At 44.6% G+C, this 23,339-nt stretch carries 22 protein-coding genes; 17 read left to right on the plus strand and 5 right to left on the minus strand.

Translation table 11 applies throughout. The annotated features are described in order from the left end of the window. Positions 1–11: 11 nt before the first annotated feature. The 4 genes from T359_RS22095 (at position 12) to T359_RS0106285 (ending at position 4,396) form a co-directional block, all read left to right on the plus strand. Positions 12–806: a hypothetical protein gene (locus tag T359_RS22095; protein WP_242839058.1), complete on the plus strand. Its 795-nt coding sequence runs from the start codon at positions 12–14 to the stop codon at positions 804–806. A 108-nt stretch (positions 807–914) separates the two neighbouring features. Further along, the gene (locus T359_RS0106275; RefSeq protein WP_026516724.1) at positions 915–1,811 is read left to right on the plus strand and encodes a hypothetical protein; all 897 of its coding nucleotides are present in this window, start codon (positions 915–917) and stop codon (positions 1,809–1,811) included. Between the two features lie 254 nt (positions 1,812–2,065). Continuing rightward, positions 2,066–2,680, plus strand: coding sequence for a PBECR4 domain-containing protein (locus tag T359_RS0106280; protein ID WP_026516725.1), 615 nt, complete (start codon positions 2,066–2,068; stop codon positions 2,678–2,680). 72 nt (positions 2,681–2,752) lie between these two features. Further along, positions 2,753–4,396 (plus strand): dicarboxylate/amino acid:cation symporter, encoded by a 1,644-nt coding sequence (locus tag T359_RS0106285; protein ID WP_026516726.1) that lies wholly within the window; start codon positions 2,753–2,755, stop codon positions 4,394–4,396. 16 nt (positions 4,397–4,412) lie between these two features. On the opposite strand, the gene T359_RS0106290 is transcribed toward T359_RS0106285, so the two are convergent. The 4 genes from T359_RS0106290 to T359_RS19550 all read right to left on the minus strand — a co-directional run bounded on the left by T359_RS0106290 (position 4,413) and on the right by T359_RS19550 (position 7,671). After that, a complete protein-coding gene (locus T359_RS0106290) occupies positions 4,413–5,429 on the minus strand; it encodes a M14 family zinc carboxypeptidase (RefSeq protein WP_081795434.1) in 1,017 nt (338 codons plus the stop codon). 62 nt (positions 5,430–5,491) lie between these two features. After that, positions 5,492–6,550, minus strand: coding sequence for a substrate-binding domain-containing protein (locus T359_RS0106295; RefSeq protein ID WP_026516728.1), 1,059 nt, complete (start codon positions 6,548–6,550; stop codon positions 5,492–5,494). A 56-nt stretch (positions 6,551–6,606) separates the two neighbouring features. Then, positions 6,607–7,272 carry a hypothetical protein gene (locus tag T359_RS0106300; protein ID WP_026516729.1) on the minus strand — a complete coding sequence of 222 codons (666 nt, stop codon included), beginning with the start codon at positions 7,270–7,272 and terminating at the stop codon, positions 6,607–6,609. 135 nt (positions 7,273–7,407) lie between these two features. After that, a complete protein-coding gene (locus tag T359_RS19550) occupies positions 7,408–7,671 on the minus strand; it encodes a hypothetical protein (RefSeq protein WP_035783887.1) in 264 nt (87 codons plus the stop codon). Between the two features lie 150 nt (positions 7,672–7,821). On the opposite strand from T359_RS19550, the gene T359_RS0106310 reads away from it, so the two are divergent. The 7 genes from T359_RS0106310 (at position 7,822) to T359_RS0106340 (ending at position 14,955) form a co-directional block, all read left to right on the plus strand. Next, a complete protein-coding gene (locus T359_RS0106310; RefSeq protein WP_026516730.1) occupies positions 7,822–8,796 on the plus strand; it encodes a tRNA dihydrouridine synthase in 975 nt (324 codons plus the stop codon). A 12-nt stretch (positions 8,797–8,808) separates the two neighbouring features. Further along, positions 8,809–9,195 carry a NusG domain II-containing protein gene (locus tag T359_RS19555; RefSeq protein WP_051545038.1) on the plus strand — a complete coding sequence of 129 codons (387 nt, stop codon included), beginning with the start codon at positions 8,809–8,811 and terminating at the stop codon, positions 9,193–9,195. A gap of 14 nt (positions 9,196–9,209) precedes the next feature. Beyond that, positions 9,210–9,713, plus strand: a complete 504-nt coding sequence (locus T359_RS0106320) for a Gx transporter family protein (protein WP_026516731.1) — start codon at positions 9,210–9,212, stop codon at positions 9,711–9,713. A 195-nt stretch (positions 9,714–9,908) separates the two neighbouring features. After that, on the plus strand, positions 9,909–11,630 hold the full coding sequence (locus T359_RS0106325; RefSeq protein WP_026516732.1) for an apolipoprotein A1/A4/E domain-containing protein: 1,722 nt from the start codon (positions 9,909–9,911) through the stop codon (positions 11,628–11,630). Between the two features lie 104 nt (positions 11,631–11,734). After that, positions 11,735–13,057 (plus strand): CobW family GTP-binding protein, encoded by a 1,323-nt coding sequence (locus T359_RS0106330; protein ID WP_026516733.1) that lies wholly within the window; start codon positions 11,735–11,737, stop codon positions 13,055–13,057. A 3-nt stretch (positions 13,058–13,060) separates the two neighbouring features. After that, on the plus strand, positions 13,061–14,020 hold the full coding sequence (locus T359_RS0106335) for a TIGR03943 family putative permease subunit (RefSeq protein ID WP_026516734.1): 960 nt from the start codon (positions 13,061–13,063) through the stop codon (positions 14,018–14,020). A gap of 26 nt (positions 14,021–14,046) precedes the next feature. After that, complete coding sequence (locus tag T359_RS0106340; RefSeq protein ID WP_026516735.1) at positions 14,047–14,955, plus strand: putative ABC transporter permease; 909 nt, start codon at positions 14,047–14,049, stop codon at positions 14,953–14,955. An 85-nt stretch (positions 14,956–15,040) separates the two neighbouring features. Here the strand turns inward: T359_RS0106340 and rpsT are convergent, their stop codons facing one another. After that, the gene (gene rpsT, locus T359_RS0106345) at positions 15,041–15,304 is read right to left on the minus strand and encodes a 30S ribosomal protein S20 (protein ID WP_026516736.1); all 264 of its coding nucleotides are present in this window, start codon (positions 15,302–15,304) and stop codon (positions 15,041–15,043) included. Positions 15,305–15,506: 202 nt separating this feature from the next. On the opposite strand from rpsT, the gene lepA reads away from it, so the two are divergent. The 6 genes from lepA to dprA all read left to right on the plus strand — a co-directional run bounded on the left by lepA (position 15,507) and on the right by dprA (position 23,231). Next, positions 15,507–17,315 carry a translation elongation factor 4 gene (gene lepA, locus T359_RS0106350; protein WP_026516737.1) on the plus strand — a complete coding sequence of 603 codons (1,809 nt, stop codon included), beginning with the start codon at positions 15,507–15,509 and terminating at the stop codon, positions 17,313–17,315. 16 nt (positions 17,316–17,331) lie between these two features. Next, a complete protein-coding gene (gene hemW, locus T359_RS0106355) occupies positions 17,332–18,459 on the plus strand; it encodes a radical SAM family heme chaperone HemW (RefSeq protein WP_026516738.1) in 1,128 nt (375 codons plus the stop codon). A 78-nt stretch (positions 18,460–18,537) separates the two neighbouring features. Then, the gene (yfbR, locus tag T359_RS0106360; protein ID WP_026516739.1) at positions 18,538–19,131 is read left to right on the plus strand and encodes a 5'-deoxynucleotidase; all 594 of its coding nucleotides are present in this window, start codon (positions 18,538–18,540) and stop codon (positions 19,129–19,131) included. 83 nt (positions 19,132–19,214) lie between these two features. Continuing rightward, positions 19,215–20,276, plus strand: coding sequence for a type IV pilus twitching motility protein PilT (locus T359_RS0106365; RefSeq protein ID WP_026516740.1), 1,062 nt, complete (start codon positions 19,215–19,217; stop codon positions 20,274–20,276). A 186-nt stretch (positions 20,277–20,462) separates the two neighbouring features. Beyond that, positions 20,463–22,031: a YifB family Mg chelatase-like AAA ATPase gene (locus tag T359_RS0106370; protein WP_026516741.1), complete on the plus strand. Its 1,569-nt coding sequence runs from the start codon at positions 20,463–20,465 to the stop codon at positions 22,029–22,031. Further along, positions 22,032–23,231, plus strand: a complete 1,200-nt coding sequence (gene dprA / locus T359_RS19560; protein WP_051545040.1) for a DNA-processing protein DprA — start codon at positions 22,032–22,034, stop codon at positions 23,229–23,231. The last annotated feature ends 108 nt before the right edge of the window (positions 23,232–23,339 follow it).

Consider the following 23,339-nt stretch of genomic DNA (forward strand, 5'->3'; position numbering starts at 1 on the left):
AGGGTGGATATATGTCAACAATCAGAGGATATTCACAGAGCAACTATTATGATAGCGCAGATAACGATTATAGCGCATATAACCAAAATGCCAGTTCGTTCCTAGCTGGATTAAGTATCAATTCAGGGAACAGCAATAATAATGGCATCATGGGTGGAATAAACCTCTCAGATTACGCCAGTATAAAGAATGGATCCTATGGGAAACTTGTTAAGGCCTATTATGCCAAGCAGAAGGCTGATGGTGCTTCATCAGGCAGGGATTCATCTGCAAAACTTACTTCCATGGGAAGTGCAGCAGGAACTCTGGCAAAGTCAGCAAGTGCTCTTATGAAGGATTCTCTTTGGGAAAAGAAACAGATCAAGACCAAAGATGAGAAGATGGGCGAAGAGACTACAAAAGAAGATTATGATTGGGATTCAATTACCAAGGCAGTAAAGTCATTTGTTGATAATTACAACAAAACTATCGAGAGTGCCGGTAATTCAAACACCAAAGACGTTTTAAGAAATGCTGCATGGATGACCAAGACCACAAAGTCTACAGAAAGACTTTTGGAACGTGCCGGTATATCGGTAGGTGCTGATAATAAGCTTGAGCTTGATGAGGATGCCCTTAAAAAGGCGGATATCAGTACTTTGAAGAGTGTATTTACAGGTTATAACTCTTTTGCATCAAAGGTTTACGACAAGGCGCAGTCCATGACAAACGCCGCAGCAAGAGCTGGTGGCACGTATACGAGCACTGGAAATTATTCAGATGTGCTGTCATCAATTCTGCCGTCAAATATTGATAAAAAAGAGTGAGCGTGTATTGTGACAGGATTGTAAGGATTTGTGTGATTTTAGCCGATATAAAAATAGATAAATATTTCTGTAATCAAACATAGATCATGTACAAGGAGGTAGATGATTATGGCAGGAATCAATATTACTTCAGTAAACAGACAGGTAAAAGATATTAGTCAGGATATATATGCTGCAAAACTTCAGCGTGACGAGATACAGGCAAAGTCTGCAAACAAGGATGAAAATAATAGTATACAGAATGCTGTTGCCGAGAAACTAAGTGACAAATCTAACGTAAATACTGCTTTCTCAGATACGGCAGCCACCTTGTCTATTTCTGCTTTAGGTGCTGAAGAATTGGAAAAAGTAAGAGATTCCTGGAATAATCATACTGTCAGCGCGTTATATGAAAAAGACATACCGGTAAGCAAAAATGCAGAGGGTGTATATAAAATTGGCGGAGCTTCATTTAATGATGAGGAGTTATCTGCAGCAAGAGATTTGATAACAGGTGTCGGAAGTCAGTTAAAGAATGGATATCTCAGTTACAGAGATTATGCAAAGATGGAAGTAGCGCAGAAGTTTGTTGATAACCGTGCTTACGAAGGCTTTAATGATGATCAGGCCAAAGCTATTAGCAAGGCTATGAAAGACTACAATAATAACCTGATCAGAACTCAGGAAAGGATGCTGGCAAATAAGAAAACCAAGACCAATGATGATCCTGCATCAGGAAAATATTTTGGCATTGAGGTTAATGTGCCAAGTGAAGTAAGAAAATCAACTAATGAGTATGCAAGCACAGATATTGCTACAAACAATGATCTTATTAATATACTTCGTGATAGTATAAAATCACTTGATATAAACGATAAGGACTCAGTATATAAGTATAAAGCACAATATGAAGAAATAATGAGACCTGTATACACGACTCAATATCCTTTGCAAAGGAATTCAGATATTGACGATATTATATCCAAAGATGTAAATGAGATATTGAAACTGAGCAGTAGATTGTAGACACAGAAATTTAAGAAAAATATAGCGGTTAAGTAATTGACTTTATCTCAGGAAATATGTACTATGATGATACAAACAGATGACTAGAGCATCTGTTGACTATGAAGTGTAAATCCCTACTGGCAGGGGGATACATGGAGTCTATGGGCGGGTTTAGTGTGACAACCGCGAGCCAGTTAGGCGTAAGCTGAAAAGAAAACACTTATAATTAAAGCCTCGACGTTACAGTCGGGGCTTTAATTATGGAGGTATATGTGGAAGTAGTAAATAAGATTAAGAAAAACGCAGATGCATACAATAATCTGCTTGGTATAGAGTATTATTTTTGTCTTGGTTATAAGGGAAAAGGATTTGAAGTCAGAGTTCATTTTTCTAAGGAAGAGTTTCATCATCTTGAAGGAATTGGTCAGTTACGTGATTTGAAAATTCACAGTGAAAGTGGAAATAGAACCTTTGATATGGCTTTAGCAGGAGATGTTTTAGAAGATGAACTGAAAAAATCTCATTTTTACCAAAGTGGATGCGTTCAGAATAAAGTGGATTATCTTTATCTTCTAGAACGGATATTTGACGAAGACAATATAGTATTTAGATTCAGAAAATCGATGAAAGGCAGTGGTAAGATAGAAGCTGAGTTGTTTCTGACTTCGGAGTTGGAGATTGGACAGTTCTTTGTATATCTTGATAGAGTCGAAGAATCTGATGAAGAATACTACTGTAGGTCATTTGTGGCTAACCCTGAATTTGATAGAACGCAAGGACATGTAAAGCTTACTACCCTTTGGAGAGAAAAGATAAATCTTGAGACTGGCGAGAGAACTGTTTTGTATAGGTATAAAGATTTCTCACCAGATCAGCTAAATATGTGATTTTCTCACGATATGCGATAAAATATATATTATAGAACGTTAATGCGTAATCGCAATCAGGGAGAAGGGCACATGAAGCAGACATTTACAGCAGATAATACCGGCATAGGAAAGGCCACAGAATATATCCGTAAGATTTTGGAAAATAATGGCATTAAGGGAAAGACAAACAACAGAACAGTCCTGGCTGCGGAGGAATCCATGGCAGAGCTGGTGGCTCATGCAGAAGAAGGCAGTGATCTGGCGGTTAATTCATACTCATTTCTGGGAACCACAATCCTTGAGCTGTCTGCTCGGGGGGAGGCTCTGGATATTCAAAAGACCTTAATACCTTCCGTCCCTGAAGTATGGGCGATTCCTGATACAAATATGAGCACCGGCCTTCGCCGGCTTATCATGGGCAATATGTGCAAAGAACTGAAATACAAGCACAAGGATGGCGTAAATACCATTCAGATGTCAGCCACAATGTCATCCCGTGCCCTGATTTTGACTCTTGGAGCCATGATATGCGCCATGATTCTTGGAATTATTCTCAAGGCAGCAGCTCCCAAGGAGTTTCTTACTGCCCTGGATACCAATTTCCTTACTCTGGTCAAAAATATGTACATGAATGCCCTGAAGGTCATAGCTGCCCCTGTGGTGTTCTTTTCCATTGTGGGATGCTTTTCTAATCAGTCTAATCCCTCAGGCCTTGGACGAATCGGCGCCAAGATCATCGGCCTTTATCTGGTAACCACCATTATCGCGACAATTATCGGAATCGGCGTGTTTTTCATTTTCTGTCCCGGGGATGCTTCGACAGTAGCGGGGGTCACTCAGGATGTCTCTGCATTAACATCTCAGGCAAAAGATATTTCCATTAGAGAAATGATAACCGGCATTGTGCCTTCAAATTTCCTTGCGCCATTTCTTGAGAGCAATATGCTGCAGCTATTGTTTCTGGCTATTTTGACCGGTATTGCCATCGGCCTTATAGGAGACTATTCTGCCAGAATGGCCCAGTGGTTTGAGGGCTGCAATGAACTGTTTCTGAAACTGGCATCTATTATCATGCGTACCACGCCCGTTGCTGTATTCTGCTCGATTTTATCCATGGTGATCAAGATAGGTCCATCATCGCTGATTTCTGTACTAAGTATGTTCGGCACCTTCTTATTTGGCCTGCTGATGATGGTTCTTGCATACTGCATGATACTGATTCTATCGGGCTTTAATCCCTTGCTTTTCTTTAAAAGATACATTCCTACCATGCTCCAGGTCTTTTCCATCGCATCAAGCAATGCATCCATCTCATTGAATATGGAGGCCTGCAAAAAAGAGCTGGGTATATCCCCTGATATTTACAGTCTGTCGATTCCTCTCGGGGCAACCATAAACATGGATGGAACCTGCGTGCTCCTGGCTGTACAGGCCCTGACCATCGCGGAGAATTACGGGATGCATGTTCCTGCAGGCGCGTTATTTGCCCTGGCGCTTTCAATCATATTGATGTCCATAGGCGCTCCCGGAGTTCCGGGCTCCTGTGTGATCATTCTTTCCATGCTTCTTTCCCAGATCGGTGTCCCTGTAGAGGGAGTTGCCTTTGTTATGGGTGTTGGCCCCCTCCTTGGAATGTTTATCAGCATGACCAATTGTCTTGGGGATGTTGTGGTGACCACAGCCGTGGCCAAGAGTGAGAAAATGATAGATCTTAATGTATATCAGAGGAAATGAGTCATAGATAATTTAATCAGAATTGTCCCATATAGGCAGCGAAGGCGACACCGCCCCAGCTGTCTTTATTTTCGGCAAAAATCTTACCGAACTGGCTGATGGGGGTAGGAGTTGCGGTGCCGATCTCCATGGTGGCGGAGGGACGATCATAGGTCTTTTGCACATAATCGGAAAAGGAGCCGTAGATACTTACGGTTCCGGACTCTGAGATGAGTTTGTAGTGGTTGTAGCCGGAGAGGAGAGTTGCCAGAGTCTGGGCCCTTGCGGCGTTTTCCGGGGAATTGATGGCTGCCCCGTAATAAATCACCCGGCCGCAGCTGTGGTAATTGATAAAGGCATAGAAGCCCCTGGCGGTGTACTGAGCCAGGGCATAGGTCTCTGCCTGGTCCATGGCACTGCCCCCGGGATAATGCTCAAAACATGGGGAATGACTGATCTTTTTTGCCTGACCGAATCCCACAGGAAAATTTCTGTTAAGATCAACGCCATTGGCATTGGATTTCATTTTTTCCATTTTTGCTCCGGTTGATATCTGGGCTGCCAGCCAGCCTCTGGTGGCATCGTTGGTGGCGCCGTCATAGCCCCTTTGAGCTATTTCAACACCATCCGGATTGACCATGGGTATCACATGAAAGCAGACATTGGAAAAAAGCTCCGTGTAGGGAATGCCGTTTACATACATGGAATAATAATTGCTGCAGATGTACTCAATGATCTCCATTGTCATCTGGGAACACATATATTCTCTTGCGTGAATTGTGGATTGAATAAGGATCTTTTTGGAAGCGGCGGGATTGCCGATGATCACCACCGGAATATTGCGACCATAGGAGGATGATCCGATACTGGATATCGAGATAATGCCGGGGTACTTGGAGGCCAGAAGACCGATGTCCTCCATCATTTCCCCGTAGGTATACATCTGGTGGTCTGTGAGAACCACATCAGAAGGAATATCAGCGGCAGCAGCCGTGATAGTATGTGAGATAAACAGTATTAGTGAAAATATCAGTGCTAATAGTTGTTTTTTCATATAAATATTTTAAGTTATTATCGTTATAACAGATATGAAAAAACAATTAAAAGTTTGGAGCCTTATTTGGAAGTGAGCTTCCTGATCTCCTCAGCGTTGTTCTTGTTGACCTTGATATAGTCGCAGCCGATATAGTGTTGATTTTTCTTGCCCTGAATGTATCTGACGGCGGCGTCTACAGCGTTGTGGGACTGTGAGATGTAATCGTTAAAAACTGTGCCCACAAGATAGCCGCTTGTGACATAATCAAGGGCCTGGGGCAGGGCATCAACACCAACCACCAGGATGTCTGTTCCTGGCTTGATGCCGGCATCTGTGAGGGCCTCAATAACACCGCAGGCCATGGCATCATTGTTGCACAGAATAAGTTCGACTTCAGGGTAATCCACCAGGGCCTTAGACACCAGCTGTCTGGCAGTTTCCTTGTCCCAGTTGGCAACTCCGGTGTAGATGCAGTCCATATTCCAGCCTTCGTGGGATATGGTGGCAACGGAGTATTCGGATCTGTATCTGGCGTCGATGTTCTCGGGGGCACCTTCTATGAGATAGTACTTGATGGTTTCATCTCCGTTTAGATCAACTGCGGATAAGCCCAGATCAAGGACAAGCTCCCCCTGGTAGATGCCGGACTGTCTTGCGTCACAGCCCACATAGGTCACATCAAGGCCATAGTCCTCCCAGCGGCTCTCCTCAGCGGCCTCCGGCTCTCTGTTGACATAGATAACGGGAATCTTGGCTCCTGCGGCCATATCGGTAATGGAATGAACAATGCTCACATTGACGGGGTTTACGATCAGGGCATCATATTCCTCTTCGACGAGCTGTTTTACCTGAGAAAGCTGTGTATCCTTGTTGTTCTCGGCATCAAGAACAGTGACATTTTCCTGTGAAAATCCAAGCTCTGAAAGGTATTTAACTGTTTCCTCCAAAAAACATGACATGAAATCGTCGCTGAAGGCATAGATAAGAATGCCTATTTTTTTATTTGAAAGATCATCGCTGTTGTCTTCCTGGTTCTTTGCATTACCCGGAGCAAAAAAATCCATAAGTGATGCGCAGCCGCAAAGAGCAGAGCATGAAAAAACCAGGAGAAGTGCGATGATTAGAATCTTTTTCTTCATTCTAATCTTCAACCGTCCCTTTAAAATATTTTTAAGTATAGCAGAAAAGCGCCGGTTTACATATTTTTTTTATGTAAATGAGTGATAAAAAACCATAGTCCCAGAAGCAGAACTATGCCACCCCACAGAAAATGCCTTCCCTGAAGCTGGAAATGCTCAGCTTCTCCGCCTTCCAAGGCATCAAGAGGATCCTGATAAAGAAGAATTCCGGTGGTGAGATTATGGGTGGAGATCCTGATGGTATCGGGCTCATTGTCCAGATCCTTTAAAAGAACACAGTCTCCCATATTGTTGATAAGGACATAGTAGGTCCTGTCCTTGGCTCTGAGATAAAGAGGTATGTCAATTTCAAGGACAGCATCGGAGGATAAGGTGCTTATGGGCTCTGAAGGGGCATCGCCCACGGCTTTAGAGGCTGACATTTCCATGTACAGGCCCTCTGTCAGCATTCCGGTATTCTTTTCCTCTTTTTCTTTGCAGGAGAGAAGCTGACTTTTCAGTTCTTCATTTTCGATATCCGCCGAAATGGTGAGGTTAAAGGTGATGTCAGCGCTTTGGCCCGCAGAAATAACACTCAGTTCCTTGGGAGTAAAGCTTGCTTCCACAAAGTCCTTGTAATTGTCAAAACGAAAATCCGTGGCTGCAACTTCAAAGAGACTCTCTGAATTCGTGGTGATGTTAACAGTCCCGCTTTCATAGGAATAATGCGTGGTTTCGTGCATGAAAACCTCCTGGGAAATGCCGATAATCTCATAATTATATTACAACAATTAACTAAACTTTGATAGAATAATGGCAAAAAATAAAGAGCAAAGAAAATGAATTCCTTGCTCTTGTTTGTATTCTGTTGTATTAGATTATTCAGCTGTTGAAGCCTCTGCTGCTGTATCGTCTGCCAGCTCTACGGAGATCTCTGTTGCTGAAGCATCGGCAGCTGCTGCGGTTTCATCGCTCTTGCCGAATTTGTTGTAGATGACTGAGCCAACAATAGCTGCAACGATGGCGATAATCACCAGGCTGCTTACGATCTTGGCAATTTTCTTTCTCTTTTTCTGCTTCTCGATTCTTTCTTTACGACCGGCTTTTTCTTTTTTGTAAGCGTCTATTTTTTCCTGACTCATAGCTTCCCTCAATCCTTTTCTCATTTTTTGCAATTCCGTGAATTTTTATTCCCGAAACCTTTTACATTATACTACATTTCCTTAAAAATAGTTAAAATTAATTTGTGAAGATTTCTTTTTGGATGTATCTTAGGGGAGGAGAGAATAATTATGAAATACTACTTTGCACCTATGGAGGGGATAACCTTATATCCCCTGAGAAATATACATAACAGCATGTTTGGCGACAGTATTGACAGGTACTACACGCCTTTTATCACTGCTACCCACAATTTCCATTTTAAGAAAAGGGAAAAAAGGGATGCCCTGTTCGAAAACAGTCCTGCCTTCGAAAATGACAAAGGCCGCATCTGCGCTCAGATTATGGCTGGAAGGCCCGATACCTTTTTGTGGGCTGCTGTGGAGATGAAAAAGCTTGGATATGAGGAGGTCAACCTCAATCTGGGCTGTCCCGCCCCTACAGTGGTCAACAGGCACAAGGGCGCAGGTCTTCTTCTGGATACCGACTACCTTGACGGAATGCTTAAGGAGATTTTTGACAAGTTACCTCCGTTTTCAGAAGGCGGAATCGATGTTTCCCTGAAGACCAGGCTTGGCTTTTATGACGAGGATGAAGCAGAAAAGCTCATGGCGATCTACGCCGGGTACCCCATTAAGGAGCTGATCATCCATTCCAGAGTCAGAGAGGATTATTACAAGGGAAGTCCCAGAATAGACGCCTTCTGCAGGGCAGTACAGGTATACAGGGAAAACGGCGGAAAGGCTCCCGTGTGCTATAATGGCAATGTATTCCGGGCTGATGACAAGGAGCTTATGGGTCGGATAGAAGGCATCTGCGACGCCGTGATGCTGGGAAGAGGCATCATGGAAAACCCCGCTCTTGCCAGAGAACTTAAGGGAGGCGAACCCTTAAATGACGCTGAACTCAAGGAGTATCTGGAAAAACTCTACTACGGATTTGCGGAGTATATCCCCGAGGACAGAAACGTGATTTTCAAGATGCTGGAGCACTGGGCCTTTCTTGCGGCCCGCTATCCCGACAGGGAAAAGGAACTGAAGGCCATTAGGAAATCCCGCAGCAAGGGCGAATACTTTGCGGCGGTTAACAATTTTTTTTCTAAGTGATCAGGAGATAAATTGGGAAAAAAGATTATTGGGAAAAATGATATTTATCTGATAGGAATCCTCTTCGGAGTGCTTCTTCTTATGACATTTACTTTGCTTTTTACTGAAAAAAGCGGGAACGAAGTAGTGGTCACCGTTGGTGGGGAAGTCGTAAAGACTTTTCCTCTGGACAAAGATACTGTCTACGAGATCAAGGGAGCCGGCGGCGGAAGGAACCTTCTTGTGATAGAGAACGGAGAGGCGTATCTGAAGGAGGCCAGCTGTCCTGACCATCTTTGCATGAGCATGGGGCGCATACGAAGAGTGGGACAGTGCATTATCTGCCTTCCCAATATGGTTACTGTAGAAATAGTCGGAGAAAAGCAGTCTGAAGATGATTATGATGCCATCGTCGGCTGAGGGAGGTCAGGCTCTTGAATAAGACAGGGAAAATAGCATTATATGGCGTTCTCACAGCGCTGGCCATGATACTCAGTTATGTTGAGTCTCAGATACCGGCTTTTGTTGCTGTGCCCGGAGTTAAGATCGGTCTTACCAATATCGTGGTGGTTACATCTTTGTATATGCTTGGAAATAAGGGAGCTATGGCCATCAACTTTGTCAGAATAGCAGCGGTGGCCCTTCTTTTCGGCAATGCCATGAGTTTTTCCTTTTCTTTTGCGGGAGGAATGCTGGCAACAATAGTCATGATCCTTCTTAAGAAGTCTGGTAAGTTTGCTGTTACCGGAGTCAGCGTGGCAGGGGGACTTTGCCACAATATAGGACAGATTCTTATGGCAATGGTGCTTCTTAACACAAATTCTATTTTCTGGTATCTGCCTGTGCTCTGGGCCAGCGGCATAGTGTCCGGCTTTATCATCGGAATAATCGGAGCTATGGTCATCAGCAGAATCCCACTGGATGAAAATAAATTTTGAAAATTTTGTGAAATTCCGATTTTATGTTGCATATTTTTCTTCTTTATGTATAATATTTCTCGTCAGCATTCAGCTGGCACAATCACAGGAAATCTCCTGATGATATTTCACATTTCATTTTTAATACGCTGCGTTTGTAGTGATGTCTTTTTTGCGTCTATTACTTATGCAGACGTAAGGAAGAAAGGGTATGTAATGAAAGTAAGGGAAAGATTTGAGAAACAAAACAATTCAATCAGGCAGCTGTTAAAAAAGCTGCGCAGACACGACACTATAGTGGTGGCTATTTCGGTGTTTATAGCACTGCTGCTGTGCGGAGGCCTCATTTACCTCAGTACCCCGGTGGTGGCATCCACAACAGTGGAGGAATATCAGGCCAGCAATCAGGAGAGCACTCAGCAGACCAAAGAGAAACTCTCAGAGATCAAGGATTATCTGACAGAGCTGGATAAGCTTGTCTGCGAGAATAAAGAAGGAATTGACTCTATATACGAGACCACAAGTGAGATCAGAGAGATAAACAACAAAGAAGTAAATAATAACGAGATAAATACAGCCAGTGACAGCAGCATTATAAAGAGCACCATCACTGAGAAAATGATAGGACTTGATAAGTCTGTTATTGAGATCCATGACAGCATAGAAAAGACCAACGAAAGGATCACAGAGATCGAGAGACTGATCTCTTCCGAGAGCCAGGATAACAAAAAGGAGATAGCCGACGGCTTTGCGGGAATCAATGAGCAGCTCTCCGTTATCAAGAGTCAGTATTCACAGATTCAGGAGAACAACAGGGCTCTGGCTGATGAGCTGAAAAAGACCGTAAATGACGGAAATACTCAGATCAGCAGCAGCCTCAGTGATAAGTATACTGTACTTATAGATAAACTGTCAGATATGGATAACAAAATGACAGCCAGAAGCAATGAGACCATCGACAGCTTCAAAAGCGATCTGGATGTTTTGAATTCAGAACTTGGCGGTAAGATCGCAGATCTTGGCACCAATCTGGACAACAATTTCGTCAGCTTAAACGGCAGCGTGGATTCAGGCTTTCAGGGAGTAAACAGTAAGGTCACTGCCCTGGGGGATGATATGAAGTCTTTAGACGAGAATATGACAACCCTCAGCGGAAGTATAGACACTAAGTTTGGAAGCCTTGAGGAAAATGTAAGTAACTATAACGACACCGTCGTTAACAAGCTTGATTCCCAGAGTGAGAAGATGACTTCCGACATTTCGGGACTCAAAACTTTGCTGGAGAGTGAGATAGCTTCCGTAAATTCCAAAATTGACCAGGTTTTTCAATCTGTGAGTAATGGTAAAAGTCGCTTGGCATCCGCATTGCTCACTAAAGGCGTAACAGTCGATTCGGATGCCAGTTTTGAGGATCTAGGCAAGGCAATTGAGAGTATCGAAGTAATGGTTCCCGGAGAGATTGAGTATGTAAGACACTATCATGTGGACGGGAAAGGAGAGGTTGTTGAGGGAGACCAGGTTCCCGCTGACAGAAGCGGGGGATGCTTTACCGAAGCAGATTCTCATCATCATGACAATGACACATGCTATAAGAAGGTCACGGAATATTACTATTCCACATCCAAGGGTGTAGAAAACCGTGGCGAGGCCTATACTCTCAATGGTGCGGTATTCTATCATTTTTACTGTAGCTATTGCAATACAAGCTTTGACGGAGAAAACCCTTCTCATATAGAGAGCACCAGGGATATGGGTGTTATCGAGCAGCGTGAAGGCGCTCTTTCAGAGACCAAGGAAACTAAAGAGCTTGATTGTCCCTATAACGGAACAGCGGATTTTTACGGTCTGGGCTGCGGACTTAGAAACGGCGAGATCGTGGAAGCCCATATTGTATATAAGAACAAAGACGAGAGTAATTCTGAGGGGAATGGGGACTAAATCCAGTAATAATGGGCGACCTTGACATATTTTCAGGGGCTGCTATAGAATATACTTTGTTGTATCAGGTATAGCACAGACTTTGTGCAGAATGGAGTATTAATATGACAAAGATAGATATTATTTCCGGTTTCCTTGGAGCCGGCAAGACTACTTTGATAAAGAAGCTTCTTAAGGAAGCTTTGGCAGGAACCAGAGTGGTTCTTATCGAGAATGAGTTCGGAGAGATCGGTATCGACGGTGGTTTCCTTAAGGAGGCAGGAATCGAGATCACTGAGATGAACTCAGGCTGCATCTGCTGTTCACTGGTGGGAGATTTCGAGACTTCCCTGAAGCAGGTTATGGAGCAGTACGCACCGGAGCGCATCCTTATTGAGCCTTCAGGTGTAGGTAAGCTTTCAGATGTTATGAAGGCTATTCAGAACATCGCCGAGGGTAGCGCTGATATGGAGCTTAACAGCGCTGTTACTGTTGTTGATGTTTCCAAGGCCAAGGTTTATATCAAGAACTTCGGTGAATTCTTTATCAACCAGATCGAGAATGCAGGAACCATCATTCTTACCAGAACCGATAAGGCAGATCAGGCCAAGATTGAGACTGCTGTAGAGCTTATTCGTCAGCACAATCCCATGGCTACCATCATTACCACACCTCTTGACCAGATCACAGGTAAAGAGATCCTTGATACCTTCGAGGGCAACAATGACCTTGAGGCTGAGCTTCTTAAGCAGGTAATGGAGGAACAGGAAGAGCATCACCACCATCATCACCATCACGGTGCACACAAGACCGTTGCTGAGGATGGTTCCGTAGTATACAGCGCTCATCATGATCACGACGAGGATGAGTGCGATGATTCTGAGTGCTGCTGTCACCATCACCACGACCATGACGATGATGAGGACGAGCATGAGCATCATCACCATGATCATGACGAACATGATGAGGACGAGCATGAGCATCACCACCATCATCATGACCATGACTATGATGAGGACGAGCATGAGCATCATCACCATCATCATGACCATGACGATGATGAGGACGAGCATGAAAAGGTAGTTCCGCTCTCGCAGAGCTCGCCGGAACACGTTCACACTAGCCTCGAAGAGACCTCGGCAAGTGTTCACAGCCACGATCACGCAGCTCATGATGTATTCACCAGCTGGGGAATGGAGACCCCTCTCAAGTATTCAGCAGAGGAGATCGAGAACATGCTTTCCAAGCTTGAGGACGAGGAGACCTACGGTATCGTTCTTCGTACCAAGGGCGTTGTTCCTACAGCAGACGGCTCATGGATCGAGTTTGACTATGTTCCCGGAGAGGCTGATGTCCGCAAGGGCGCTGCAGATGTAACCGGTAAATTCTGTGTTATCGGATCAAAACTTAAGGAAGAGAACCTTGAGAAGCTGTTCCGCAGACTTTAAGCTATGATAAGGAGAACTAAATTGAAACCTGTATATATAATCAACGGCTTTTTAGACAGCGGTAAGACTGACTTTTTCAGATATACAATAGCTCAGCCCTATTTCAGAACCAAGGGTAAGACTCTTCTTATCGTATGTGAAGACGGTGAGAATGACTACGAGGAGAAGCTTCTTAAGTCCACCAATACTGTTATTGAGAGAATAGAGGACGAGGAGGATTTTGCTCCCGACAAGCTCATTGCCCTGGATGCCAAGCACAATCCAGAGCGTATTCTTGTGGAATACAACGGAATGTGGAACTTCAAGAATATGAAGCTTCCCATTATGTGGAATCTTGAGCAGCAGATAACTGTCATCGATGCTTCCAGCTTCGAGCTGTATTTCAGCAATATGAAGTCTCTTCTTGCCGAGCAGATCAGAAATTCAGATCTTATTTTGTTCAACCGCTGCGACGGTATAGAGGATCTTGCATCCTATAAGAGAAATGTTAAGGCCATCAATCAGAAGGCTGATATCATATTTGAGGACAGGAACGGCGAAGTGGATGTTACTCTTGACGAGGATCTTCCCTTTGATCTCAATTCCGATCCTATTGATCTTAACAATTATGGATACGGAATGTTTTACCTGGATGCTCTTGACCACGTGGAGAGATATGAAGGCAAAAATGTAAGATTCAAGGGTATGGTTCTCAAGCCTGAGGAATTCCCGGACAACAGATTTGTTCCCGGTAGAATGGCTATGACCTGCTGTGCTCAGGATATGCAGTTCTTGGGCTTTGCCTGTGAGTATGACAAGGTAAAAGAGCTTGAGGAGAAGGAGTGGGTTCTTGTAACCGCCAAGGTAGAGAAGCAGTATGTTGCGGAGTACCAGGGAGAAGGCCCTGTACTTAAGGCAATTTCTGTGGAAAAGACTTCCGCCCCCGAGAATCAGGTGATTGACTTTTCTAATCCCGAGCAGTAAAGAATAATCTGTTTTCAGGAGTTTATATGTTTAACTATCTTCCATCACAGTGGATGTTTTTATTCTATTTCTACAGCTTTTGCGGCTGGGTATGGGAATCACTGTATGTTTCAGTTTTAGAAAAAAGACTTGTGAACAGGGGCTTCATGCGAGGCCCCTTTTTACCGTTATATGGATGCGGCGGTGTTATGATGCTTGTGGTGTCCAAGCCCTTTTATGACAGGGTTATCCTGGTGTATGTGGCCGGATGTCTTGGGGCTACACTTTTGGAGCTGATAACCGGTATTCTGATGGAGACTTTGTTTAAGGTCAGATATTGGGATTATCACCACAAGAAGTTCAATTTCATGGGCTACACCTGCCTTGAATCCACGCTTTTCTGGGGGGTGTGTACAGTGGTCTTTACCCACTATCTGCAGCTGCCTATAGAAAAAGTGCTTCTTGCGATTCCTTTGAGGCTTCTCAGTATTGTGACTATCGTCCTTACAGCTCTTATCAGCTTTGACTTTATGATAGCCTTCAAGACAGCCCTTGAGCTTCGCGATATCCTTATGTACATGGAAAAGGCCAAGGCTGAAATGCAGAAGATGCAAAAGCGCCTTGACGGAATCATTGCTTTCGGAGGCGAGGTTGTGAGAACCGGTATCGGCAACAGAGTTGATGCCATCAGCAGTACTCTTGAGAGCACCTTTAGCAGCCTCAGGGAAAAGATGAGACTCAATCCTGCAGCTTACGTTGGAAGCGTGAGAGATGAAGTCGGCGAATTATATGTAAAATACAGAGTAATAATGTCCAGATTCACCCCGCCGCCGGTTAAGAGCTTTTTTGACTGGTACAGAAATCGTACCATTGCCGGCAACCCCACCATGGTTTCCAAGTTCAAATCCAGTCTGGATGAGCTCAAGGAAAAGGCCATGACAAAAATGGGCAAATAATTATAAAAAGAGACAATAAAAAACCTGATGTCGGTGAGAAGACATCAGGTTTTATTGTTATCAAAAATATTAAAAAGTAAAAAGCTTAAGCCATCTTGTTTACAGCCTGTGCAAGACGGGAAACTTTTCTTGAAGCGGTGTTCTTCTTGATGATTCCTTTTGACTCAGCCTTGTCGATAGCAGATGTAGCTGCAAGGAGTGCCTTAGCTGCCTCTTCCTTGTTACCAGCCTCAACAGCTGTTCTAACCTTCTTGATCTCTGTCTTAACAGCTGACTTGATCATCTGATTTCTCTCAGCCTTCTTGCTATTTACCAAAACTCTCTTCTTAGCGGATTTGATATTTGCCATAGTTACCTCCGATTTAATCTAGAAAAATTAAAATTATGTTTGTGTGAGCATTAAGCCGGACACGGACAGTTAATGCTACATACTCTGTCTATTCTAGATGAAATTACGCAAACTGTCAATACATATAATGGATTTTTGAAGCTCTTCATGTTATTATAGGTTGTTGGAAAAAATACTTATGTTTAGGATTGAGGAATTATAGGTGGATCAGAGTAAGATTAGAAATTTTTGTATAGTAGCCCATATCGATCACGGCAAATCAACACTGGCCGACAGAATGATCGAGAAGACCGGCGTTCTTACCAGCAGAGAGATGCAGAATCAGGTGCTGGACAATATGGACATTGAGCGTGAGAGAGGTATTACCATCAAGTCTCAGGCTGTTCGAATGATCTATAAGGCCAAAAACGGTGAAGAATACACCTTTAACATGATAGACACTCCGGGACATGTGGATTTCGGCTATGAGGTTTCACGAAGCCTTGCGGCCTGTGACGGAGCGATCCTTGTTGTTGACGCCACCCAGGGTGTTGAGGCCCAGACCCTTGCCAATGTATACATGGCCCTGGACCATGATCTGGATGTTTTCCCGGTTATCAACAAGATAGACCTTCCCAGCGCCATGCCTGATGAGTGCAAGGATGAGATCGAGGACGTTATCGGAATCGAGGCCCAGGACGCCCCGCTTATTTCCGCCAAGAACGGAATCGGCATAGAGGAGGTTCTTGAGGCGGTTGTGGAGAAGATCCCCGCGCCTGTGGGAGATGCTTCCAAGCCTTTGACAGCTCTTATCTTTGACAGTATCTATGACTCCTACAGAGGAGTTATCGTATTCGTAAGAGTAAGGGACGGCGTTATCAGAAAGGGTATGAAGGTCAGGTTCATGGCGACCGGTGCTGAGGCAGAGGTTGTTGAGGCCGGATATTTCGGCCCCGGAAGATTTATCGCCAGTGATGAGCTTACAGCGGGAGAGGTTGGATATTTCACCGCTTCCATCAAGAATATCAAGGACACCAACGTAGGTGATACCGTAACAGATGTAGAGAACCCCTGCAGTGAGGCTCTTCCGGGATATAAGAAGGTAATGCCCATGGTTTACTGCGGACTTTACCCTGCGGATTCAGCCCACTACTCAGACCTCAGAGATGCTCTTGAGAAATTGCAGCTTAACGATGCTTCCCTTTTCTATGAGCCCGAGACTTCACAGGCTCTTGGATTTGGATTCAGAGCAGGTTTCCTTGGGCTTCTTCATCTGGAAGTAATCCAGGAGAGACTTGAGAGAGAATATGATCTTAACCTGGTAACAACAGCACCTTCCGTTGTTTACAAGGTTCACAAGACTGACGGTACAGTATTTGACCTTACCAACCCCACTAATCTTCCGGATCCTTCCGAGATTGAATATATGGAGGAGCCTATCGTAAACGGTGAGATCATGGTGACCACAGACTATGTGGGTGCAATCATGCAGCTTTGCCAGGAGAGAAGAGGCAAGTACCTCAGCACTGATTATATTGAGCAGACAAGAGCCATCCTGAAATATGAGCTTCCTCTTAACGAGATCATCTACGATTTCTTTGATGCCCTCAAGTCAAGATCCAGAGGCTATGCTTCCTTTGATTACGAGCTCAAGGGCTATGAGAGATCAGAGCTGGTTAAGCTGGATATCCTTATCAACAGAGAAGAAGTTGATGCCCTTTCCTTCATCGTTCACAAGGAAGGCGCCTATGAGCGTGGCCGCAAGATGTGTGAGAAGCTCAAGGATGAGATCCCAAGGCATATGTTTGAGATCCCGATCCAGGCTGCTGTCGGTGGCAAGGTCATCGCCAGAGAGACCGTCAAGGCCTACAGAAAGGACGTTCTTGCCAAGTGCTACGGCGGTGATATAAGCCGTAAGAAGAAGCTTCTTGAGAAACAGAAGGAAGGTAAAAAGAAGATGCGTCAGATCGGTAATGTAGAAGTACCGCAGTCCGCATTCCTTAGTGTCCTTAAGCTCGACAGTGTTGATTGATTAAAAGAGAACAGCTATGAAACAGTTGTCTATTTATGTACATGTTCCCTTCTGCGTAAGGAAATGTCTGTATTGTGACTTCCTTTCCTTTAGCCCAGAGGGCAGCATTGTAACGGATTATTTTGAGGCTTTGAACAAAGAGATAAGTCAAAGCGCAGATAACTACAGAGATTATGAAATAAAGTCGGTGTTCTTCGGAGGGGGAACACCTTCTTTTGTTGACAGTAAGCTTGTGTGCGGCTGTCTTGACAGCATTCGGGCCTGTTTTAATGTCTGTGATGACGCTGAGATCAGCCTGGAGGTGAATCCCGCTTCCGCCATTTTCCGGAAACTTTCGGATTACAGGGCAGCAGGCTTTAACAGAATAAGCATAGGCGCCCAGTCCCTTAATGACAGCGAGCTTAAGGCTATTGGCAGAGCCCATGACAGCAGAGCCTTCTATGATACCTTTGAGAATGCCAGGAAGGCAGGTTTTGATAATATAAATGTTGATGTTATGAGCGCCCTTCCGGGCCAGAGTCTTGAGTCTTATCTGGAGACCCTCAGAAAGGTTATTTCCTTAAGGCCCTCGCATATTTCCGCCTACAGTCTTATCATTGAGGAGGGGACGCCTTTTTATGATATGGACCTGGACCTTCCCGGGGAAGAGACCGACAGGCTTATGTATCATGAGACTAAGAATCTTTTGCAGCAGCACAGGTATCACAGATATGAGATATCCAATTATGCTCTGGGAAAAGAGCATGAGTGCTACCACAATAAGGTATACTGGACCAGGGGGAATTACCTTGGCTTTGGCATCGGTGCTGCTTCCATGGTGGAAAATGTCAGATGGAGCAATCTCCGAAGCATAGATGAGTATATACAAAAAATCGATAACCTTTCTGAAATCAGAGAAAATACAGAACCCCTGGATATTAAGTCCCAAATGGAGGAATTCATGTTCCTGGGGCTTCGTCTGGTGGAGGGGGTAAGCATTTCCGAGTTTAAAAGGCAGTTTGACAAGGATATTTTCGGTGTCTACGGGGATGTTATTTCAAAATATACGGAGATGGGGCTTTTGAAGCTTGACCGGGGATATCTTCATCTTACTGATCAGGGGCTTGACGTAAGTAATACGGTCATGGCAGATTTTTTGTTATAAAGAAGTATTGAATAAATTATCCACTGATAGTAATATTAAGTGCTACATTTAGACAATGTCAGTTAAGGAGCATTAGGTATGAATTACAATTTCTTTGCACTGATTTCAAGAATGAGATATATAGAGCGCTGGGCGCTTATGCGTAATACAAGGACGGAGAATCTTTGCGAGCATTCCATGGAGGTGGCTATGATAGCCCATGCTCTGTGTACCATTGGAAATGTCAGATACGGCAAGACTCTGGATGCGGACAAGGCTGCTCTTGTGGGCCTTTATCATGATGCATCCGAGATAATCACCGGCGATATGCCGACTCCCGTCAAATATTTTAACAAGGAACTCAAGCAGGCTTATAAGGAAGTGGAGGCCATTGCCGACGATAAGCTTTTGGACAAGCTTCCCAAGGATCTTCGCCCTGCTTATGAGAAAATTTTTAAAGGGGACGGCGGCCCCAATGAAGCTTACATGAGAAAGCTGGTAAAGGCTGCCGACAAGCTCTCTGCCCTTATCAAATGTATGGCAGAAGTAAGTGCCGGAAACACTGAGTTTAGGACTGCCAAGGAGAGTACCGAAAAGTCCATAAGAAGCTTGTATCAGGAGCTTCCGGAGGTTTTGGATTTTGTGAATGAGTTCCTTGGGCCCTACGGGGATACCCTGGACGAATTAACTTAATATAGTTGATTTTTGCACTCGATAGCGGCATAATTATCATTGAGACAACATTTGTGCAAATACATTAAAAGTGAGAGGTGTACATGTCTAGAATTGAGGATATCTTAAGGGAGGCAAAGGAAAAAGGGGCTTCAGATGTTCACATTACAGTAGGACTTCCACCTAAAATGAGACTTAACGGGAATCTTATCGCTTTGGATAATTATGACAAGATGATGCCTGCGGATACCAAGCAGATCGCAGATGAGGTCATGAATGAAAAGCAGAGAGAGAAGTTTGAAGAGAACGGACAGCACGATATGTCTTTCTCGATTCCCGGTGTAGGACGATACAGACTCAATGTATTCAGGCAGCGTGGTTCCATAGCTATGGCCTTCAGAGTTGTGGCCACAGAGATTCCCTCAGCGGATACTCTGGGAATCCCTGAAACCGTTATGGACCTGTACAAAAAGAAAAGGGGACTTGTACTGGTTACGGGCCCTACAGGAAGCGGTAAATCCACCACGCTGGCTTCCATAATCGATATGATCAATAACAATAGGGAGGCCCATGTCATCACCCTTGAGGATCCTATCGAATTCACATATCAGCACAGGATGTCCATAGTTAACCAAAGAGAGATCGGAACAGACTCCAACAGTTATGCCAATGCACTCAGGGCCGCACTTCGTGAGGATCCTGATGTTATTCTGGTGGGAGAGATGAGAGATCTTGAGACCATCAGTACAGCCATAACAGCGGCGGAGACAGGACACCTGGTTTTGTCCACTGTTCACACCATCGGAGCTTCCAATACCGTGGACAGACTTATTGATGTATTCCCGCCTCATCAGCAGCAACAGATAAGAATTCAGCTTGCGGGAGTAATTGAAGCGATCATTTCCCAGCAGCTTATGCCCTCGGATGACGGAGTTTCCAGATATGCCGCCTTTGAGGTGCTTCATGTCAACAGTGCTGTGAGAAATCTTATCAGGGAAGGCAAGTCGCACCAGCTGATAACAGTCATGCAGACCAACAGAAAGCTTGGCATGATAACCATGGATGATGCTATTATCCAGATGTACAGAGAACGCAAGATATCTAGAGAAACAGCTCTTCAGTTTGCTCAGGATCCTGAAAACATGCAGATGAAGATGCTTCGATGATTCGCAAATACAGATGCCCACATCATTTTTGCAGTTTTGAATACAAAAATGATGTGGACTTTTTTATTGTTTTGACTTATAATTTCTAACAGTGTTTTTTGTCTAAATAAATACTTTATTACAGGTTTGCAGTTCTTGCGGACTTGATTTTCCATGACAAAACTATTTTGAAAGGTGAATGTGTTAATGTTCAGTTCGATCGTTTCCGGAGCTGTCCATGGCATTACCTCCTATCTCATGCAGGTAGAAGTGGATGTTTCCGATGGATTGCCCGGCTTTAATATGGTGGGCTTTATGAGCGGAGAAGTTCGTGAAGCCAAGGACAGGGTGAGAGTAGCCCTGAAAAATATTGGAATTAAGCTTCCGGCAGCTAAGATAACCGTCAATCTGTCCCCTGCGGACATTAAGAAAGAGGGCATAGTGGTGGATCTGCCTGTGGCGGTGGGAATACTGGTGGCCATCGGCGAGCTTTCCGAAAATGCTCTTAAGGACACGGTGGTCCTTGGTGAGCTTGGACTAGACGGCGAGATAAAAGGAGTGAAGGGCACACTGCCCATCGTCATGAAGGCGAAGGAGATGGGATATAAAACCATTATTCTTCCTAAGGTCAATTCCAAAGAGGGAGCGGTAATTGACGGAATTAAGATAATCGGAGTTTCTTCGATCCAGGAGGCCATCACCTATCTGATGGCAGAGGAAGAAGAGAGGGACAGCGTTATTCCACCCACAAAAGTGGACATAGAGGCCATTTTCAGAGAGGGGGAAAAGGAGAACCTGAAGCTTGATTTTGCTGATATAAACGGTCAGGCCGGAGTCAAGAGAGCGGTGGAGATTGCGGCAGCAGGCTTTCATCACATCCTTCTTATCGGCCCTCCGGGCTCCGGAAAAAGCATGGTGGCCAAAAGAATACCCACCATTTTGCCGCCCTTGTCTTTAAGTGAGAGCCTTGAGGTATCTGCCATCTATTCCGTGGCGGGAATGCTGAAAGAAAACGAAGCTCTCATCACCGGAAGGCCCTTCGTGGCACCCCATCATTTGATCACCGAAACAGCTTTGACCGGCGGAGGAAGTATTCCCCATCCCGGTGCAATTTCTTTATCCCACAGGGGAGTCTTATTCCTGGATGAAATGCCTGAATTTCCCAGAACCAAACTTGATCTCTTAAGACAGCCCATAGAAGACAGAAAAATAAATATTGTCAGGACAAAAGGGACCTTTTCCTATCCCGCGGACTTTATGCTGGCAGGGGCTCTCAATCCCTGCCCCTGCGGCTATTATCCCGACAGAAACAAATGTAAGTGTACCCCTAATGAGATAAGGCGGTACCTGGGGCATATTTCCGGGCCCATCCTTGACAGGATAGATATTTGCGTTGAGGCTCCCAGAGTGGATATTGCGGATCTTTCCAGGAAAAACAGAAGTGCCAATGAGAGCAGCGCCGCCATAAGGGAGAGAGTGCTTGCTGCCAGAAAGAAGCAGCAGGAGAGGTTTAAGGACGGTTATATCAGTTTTAACTCGGAGATGTCCCCCCAGGATATAGAGAAATACTGCAGGCTCGGAGTAAAGGAGAGAAGCTTTCTTGAAAATGCTTTTTGTTCCATGGAACTAAGTGCCAGGGCTTATCACAAGGTTCTTAGAATTGCCAGGACCATTGCAGATATCGAGGACAGCGAGGAAATACGAGAAATACATCTGATGGAAGCTTTGAGCTATCGCATGACCGATGGCAAATACTGGCATCAGCAGGAGGAATAAATGATAAAAGAGAAAAACAGATCAGTAAATATAACAGAAAACGAGTATGCCCACTGGCTTTTTAATATACCGGGAGTGGGCGGAAAGTCCATAGACAAGCTTCTTTGCGGCGGAAGGAGCTGCAAGGAGGTCTATGAGCTGGAAGAGAGGGAACTCATGGCGCTTCTTGATAAAAAGCAGGTGAAAAGCTTTATTGAATCAAGAAATGTCTGGGACTTCGAGAAGGAGAGAGAAAAGCTGAAAAATCTGGGGATCAGGTTTATACCCAGGATAGACCCCGATTTTCCGGAGAAGCTTAAGAATATACCGGATCCGCCCTTTGCCCTGTATGTTAAGGGGGAACTTCCCGACGAAAACAAGCCCTCCGTCGCCATTATCGGGGCAAGGATGTGTTCTGAGTACGGAAGGTTCATGGCAAGGCAGCTGGGAAGAGGACTTGCCATGGCGGGAGTCCAGGTTATAAGCGGCATGGCAAGAGGAGTTGACGGAATAAGCCAGAAGGCAGCCCTGGAGGTGGGCGGCAGTTCCTTTGGAATTGTGGGAAACGGCGTGGATATCTGCTATCCCGAGGATAATCAGCCTCTTTATGATTCTCTTTGTGAAAACGGGGGAGTTATCTCTGAATATCCTCCCGGAACCATGCCCAGGGCCAATTTCTTCCCCATGAGAAACAGGATCATTAGCGGACTTGCGGATGTTGTGGTGGTTGTGGAGGCCAGACTTAAGTCCGGAACCCAGATCACTGTGGACACAGCTCTTGAGCAAGGAAGAGAAGTGGTTGCGCTTCCCGGAAGAGTTACCGACAGACTCAGCGATGGATGCAATCAGCTCATATGCCAGGGCGCAGGCATGGTTCTGGGGACAGAGGATGTATTGGAAAAGCTCTTTGAAGTAAGGAACAGATGCGCAAATGAACGCAATAACGTCAAAAATGCCGAAATTGAGGGTGAGGAGCCTATAGAGATGGAAATTAACGATAAGGAAATAACTATTGAGGATAAAATCCTTGAAAACCTAGATATAATCCCAACTACAGCCGCAAACATACTTGAGGGATTAAGCAGAAACGGTGTCGAAATTACGATACCGGAACTCATGAGAAGGCTCATGGACATGACGGGAAGCGGCACTATTGTGCAGGAAGGCGCGTACTATAGGAAAATACTGGGTGGCACCGCTTGCGCAAAACGTTTCCGGTAACGATACCGAAAACGATTCCGATGCAAAATGTCAATGTGCAATATGTATAAAAACGCAAACGGTATATCATTAAAAGTGCTTAATTGACAAAATAATGCACAAGTTCTA

The sequence above is a fragment of the Butyrivibrio sp. MC2021 genome (assembly GCF_000621605.1).
Lineage (GTDB): Bacteria > Bacillota > Clostridia > Lachnospirales > Lachnospiraceae > Butyrivibrio.

What these genes read in the sequence shown, in the direction of transcription:
- dprA (WP_051545040.1), top strand. Translation starts at nt 22,032, where the DNA reads ATGATAAAAGAGAAAAACAGATCAGTAAATATAACAGAAAACGAGTAT.
- T359_RS0106275 (WP_026516724.1), top strand. Translation starts at nt 915, where the DNA reads ATGGCAGGAATCAATATTACTTCAGTAAACAGACAGGTAAAAGATATT.
- hemW (WP_026516738.1), top strand. Translation starts at nt 17,332, where the DNA reads ATGAAACAGTTGTCTATTTATGTACATGTTCCCTTCTGCGTAAGGAAA.
- T359_RS0106370 (WP_026516741.1), top strand. Translation starts at nt 20,463, where the DNA reads ATGTTCAGTTCGATCGTTTCCGGAGCTGTCCATGGCATTACCTCCTAT.
- yfbR (WP_026516739.1), top strand. Translation starts at nt 18,538, where the DNA reads ATGAATTACAATTTCTTTGCACTGATTTCAAGAATGAGATATATAGAG.
- T359_RS0106335 (WP_026516734.1), top strand. Translation starts at nt 13,061, where the DNA reads ATGATAAGGAGAACTAAATTGAAACCTGTATATATAATCAACGGCTTT.
- T359_RS0106325 (WP_026516732.1), top strand. Translation starts at nt 9,909, where the DNA reads ATGAAAGTAAGGGAAAGATTTGAGAAACAAAACAATTCAATCAGGCAG.
- T359_RS0106340 (WP_026516735.1), top strand. Translation starts at nt 14,047, where the DNA reads ATGTTTAACTATCTTCCATCACAGTGGATGTTTTTATTCTATTTCTAC.
- T359_RS0106300 (WP_026516729.1), bottom strand. Translation starts at nt 7,272, where the DNA reads ATGCACGAAACCACGCATTATTCCTATGAAAGCGGGACTGTTAACATC.
- T359_RS0106285 (WP_026516726.1), top strand. Translation starts at nt 2,753, where the DNA reads ATGAAGCAGACATTTACAGCAGATAATACCGGCATAGGAAAGGCCACA.
- T359_RS0106330 (WP_026516733.1), top strand. Translation starts at nt 11,735, where the DNA reads ATGACAAAGATAGATATTATTTCCGGTTTCCTTGGAGCCGGCAAGACT.
- T359_RS22095 (WP_242839058.1), top strand. Translation starts at nt 12, where the DNA reads ATGTCAACAATCAGAGGATATTCACAGAGCAACTATTATGATAGCGCA.
- T359_RS0106290 (WP_081795434.1), bottom strand. Translation starts at nt 5,429, where the DNA reads ATGAAAAAACAACTATTAGCACTGATATTTTCACTAATACTGTTTATC.
- rpsT (WP_026516736.1), bottom strand. Translation starts at nt 15,304, where the DNA reads ATGGCAAATATCAAATCCGCTAAGAAGAGAGTTTTGGTAAATAGCAAG.
- T359_RS0106365 (WP_026516740.1), top strand. Translation starts at nt 19,215, where the DNA reads ATGTCTAGAATTGAGGATATCTTAAGGGAGGCAAAGGAAAAAGGGGCT.
- T359_RS19550 (WP_035783887.1), bottom strand. Translation starts at nt 7,671, where the DNA reads ATGAGTCAGGAAAAAATAGACGCTTACAAAAAAGAAAAAGCCGGTCGT.
- T359_RS0106310 (WP_026516730.1), top strand. Translation starts at nt 7,822, where the DNA reads ATGAAATACTACTTTGCACCTATGGAGGGGATAACCTTATATCCCCTG.
- T359_RS0106295 (WP_026516728.1), bottom strand. Translation starts at nt 6,550, where the DNA reads ATGAAGAAAAAGATTCTAATCATCGCACTTCTCCTGGTTTTTTCATGC.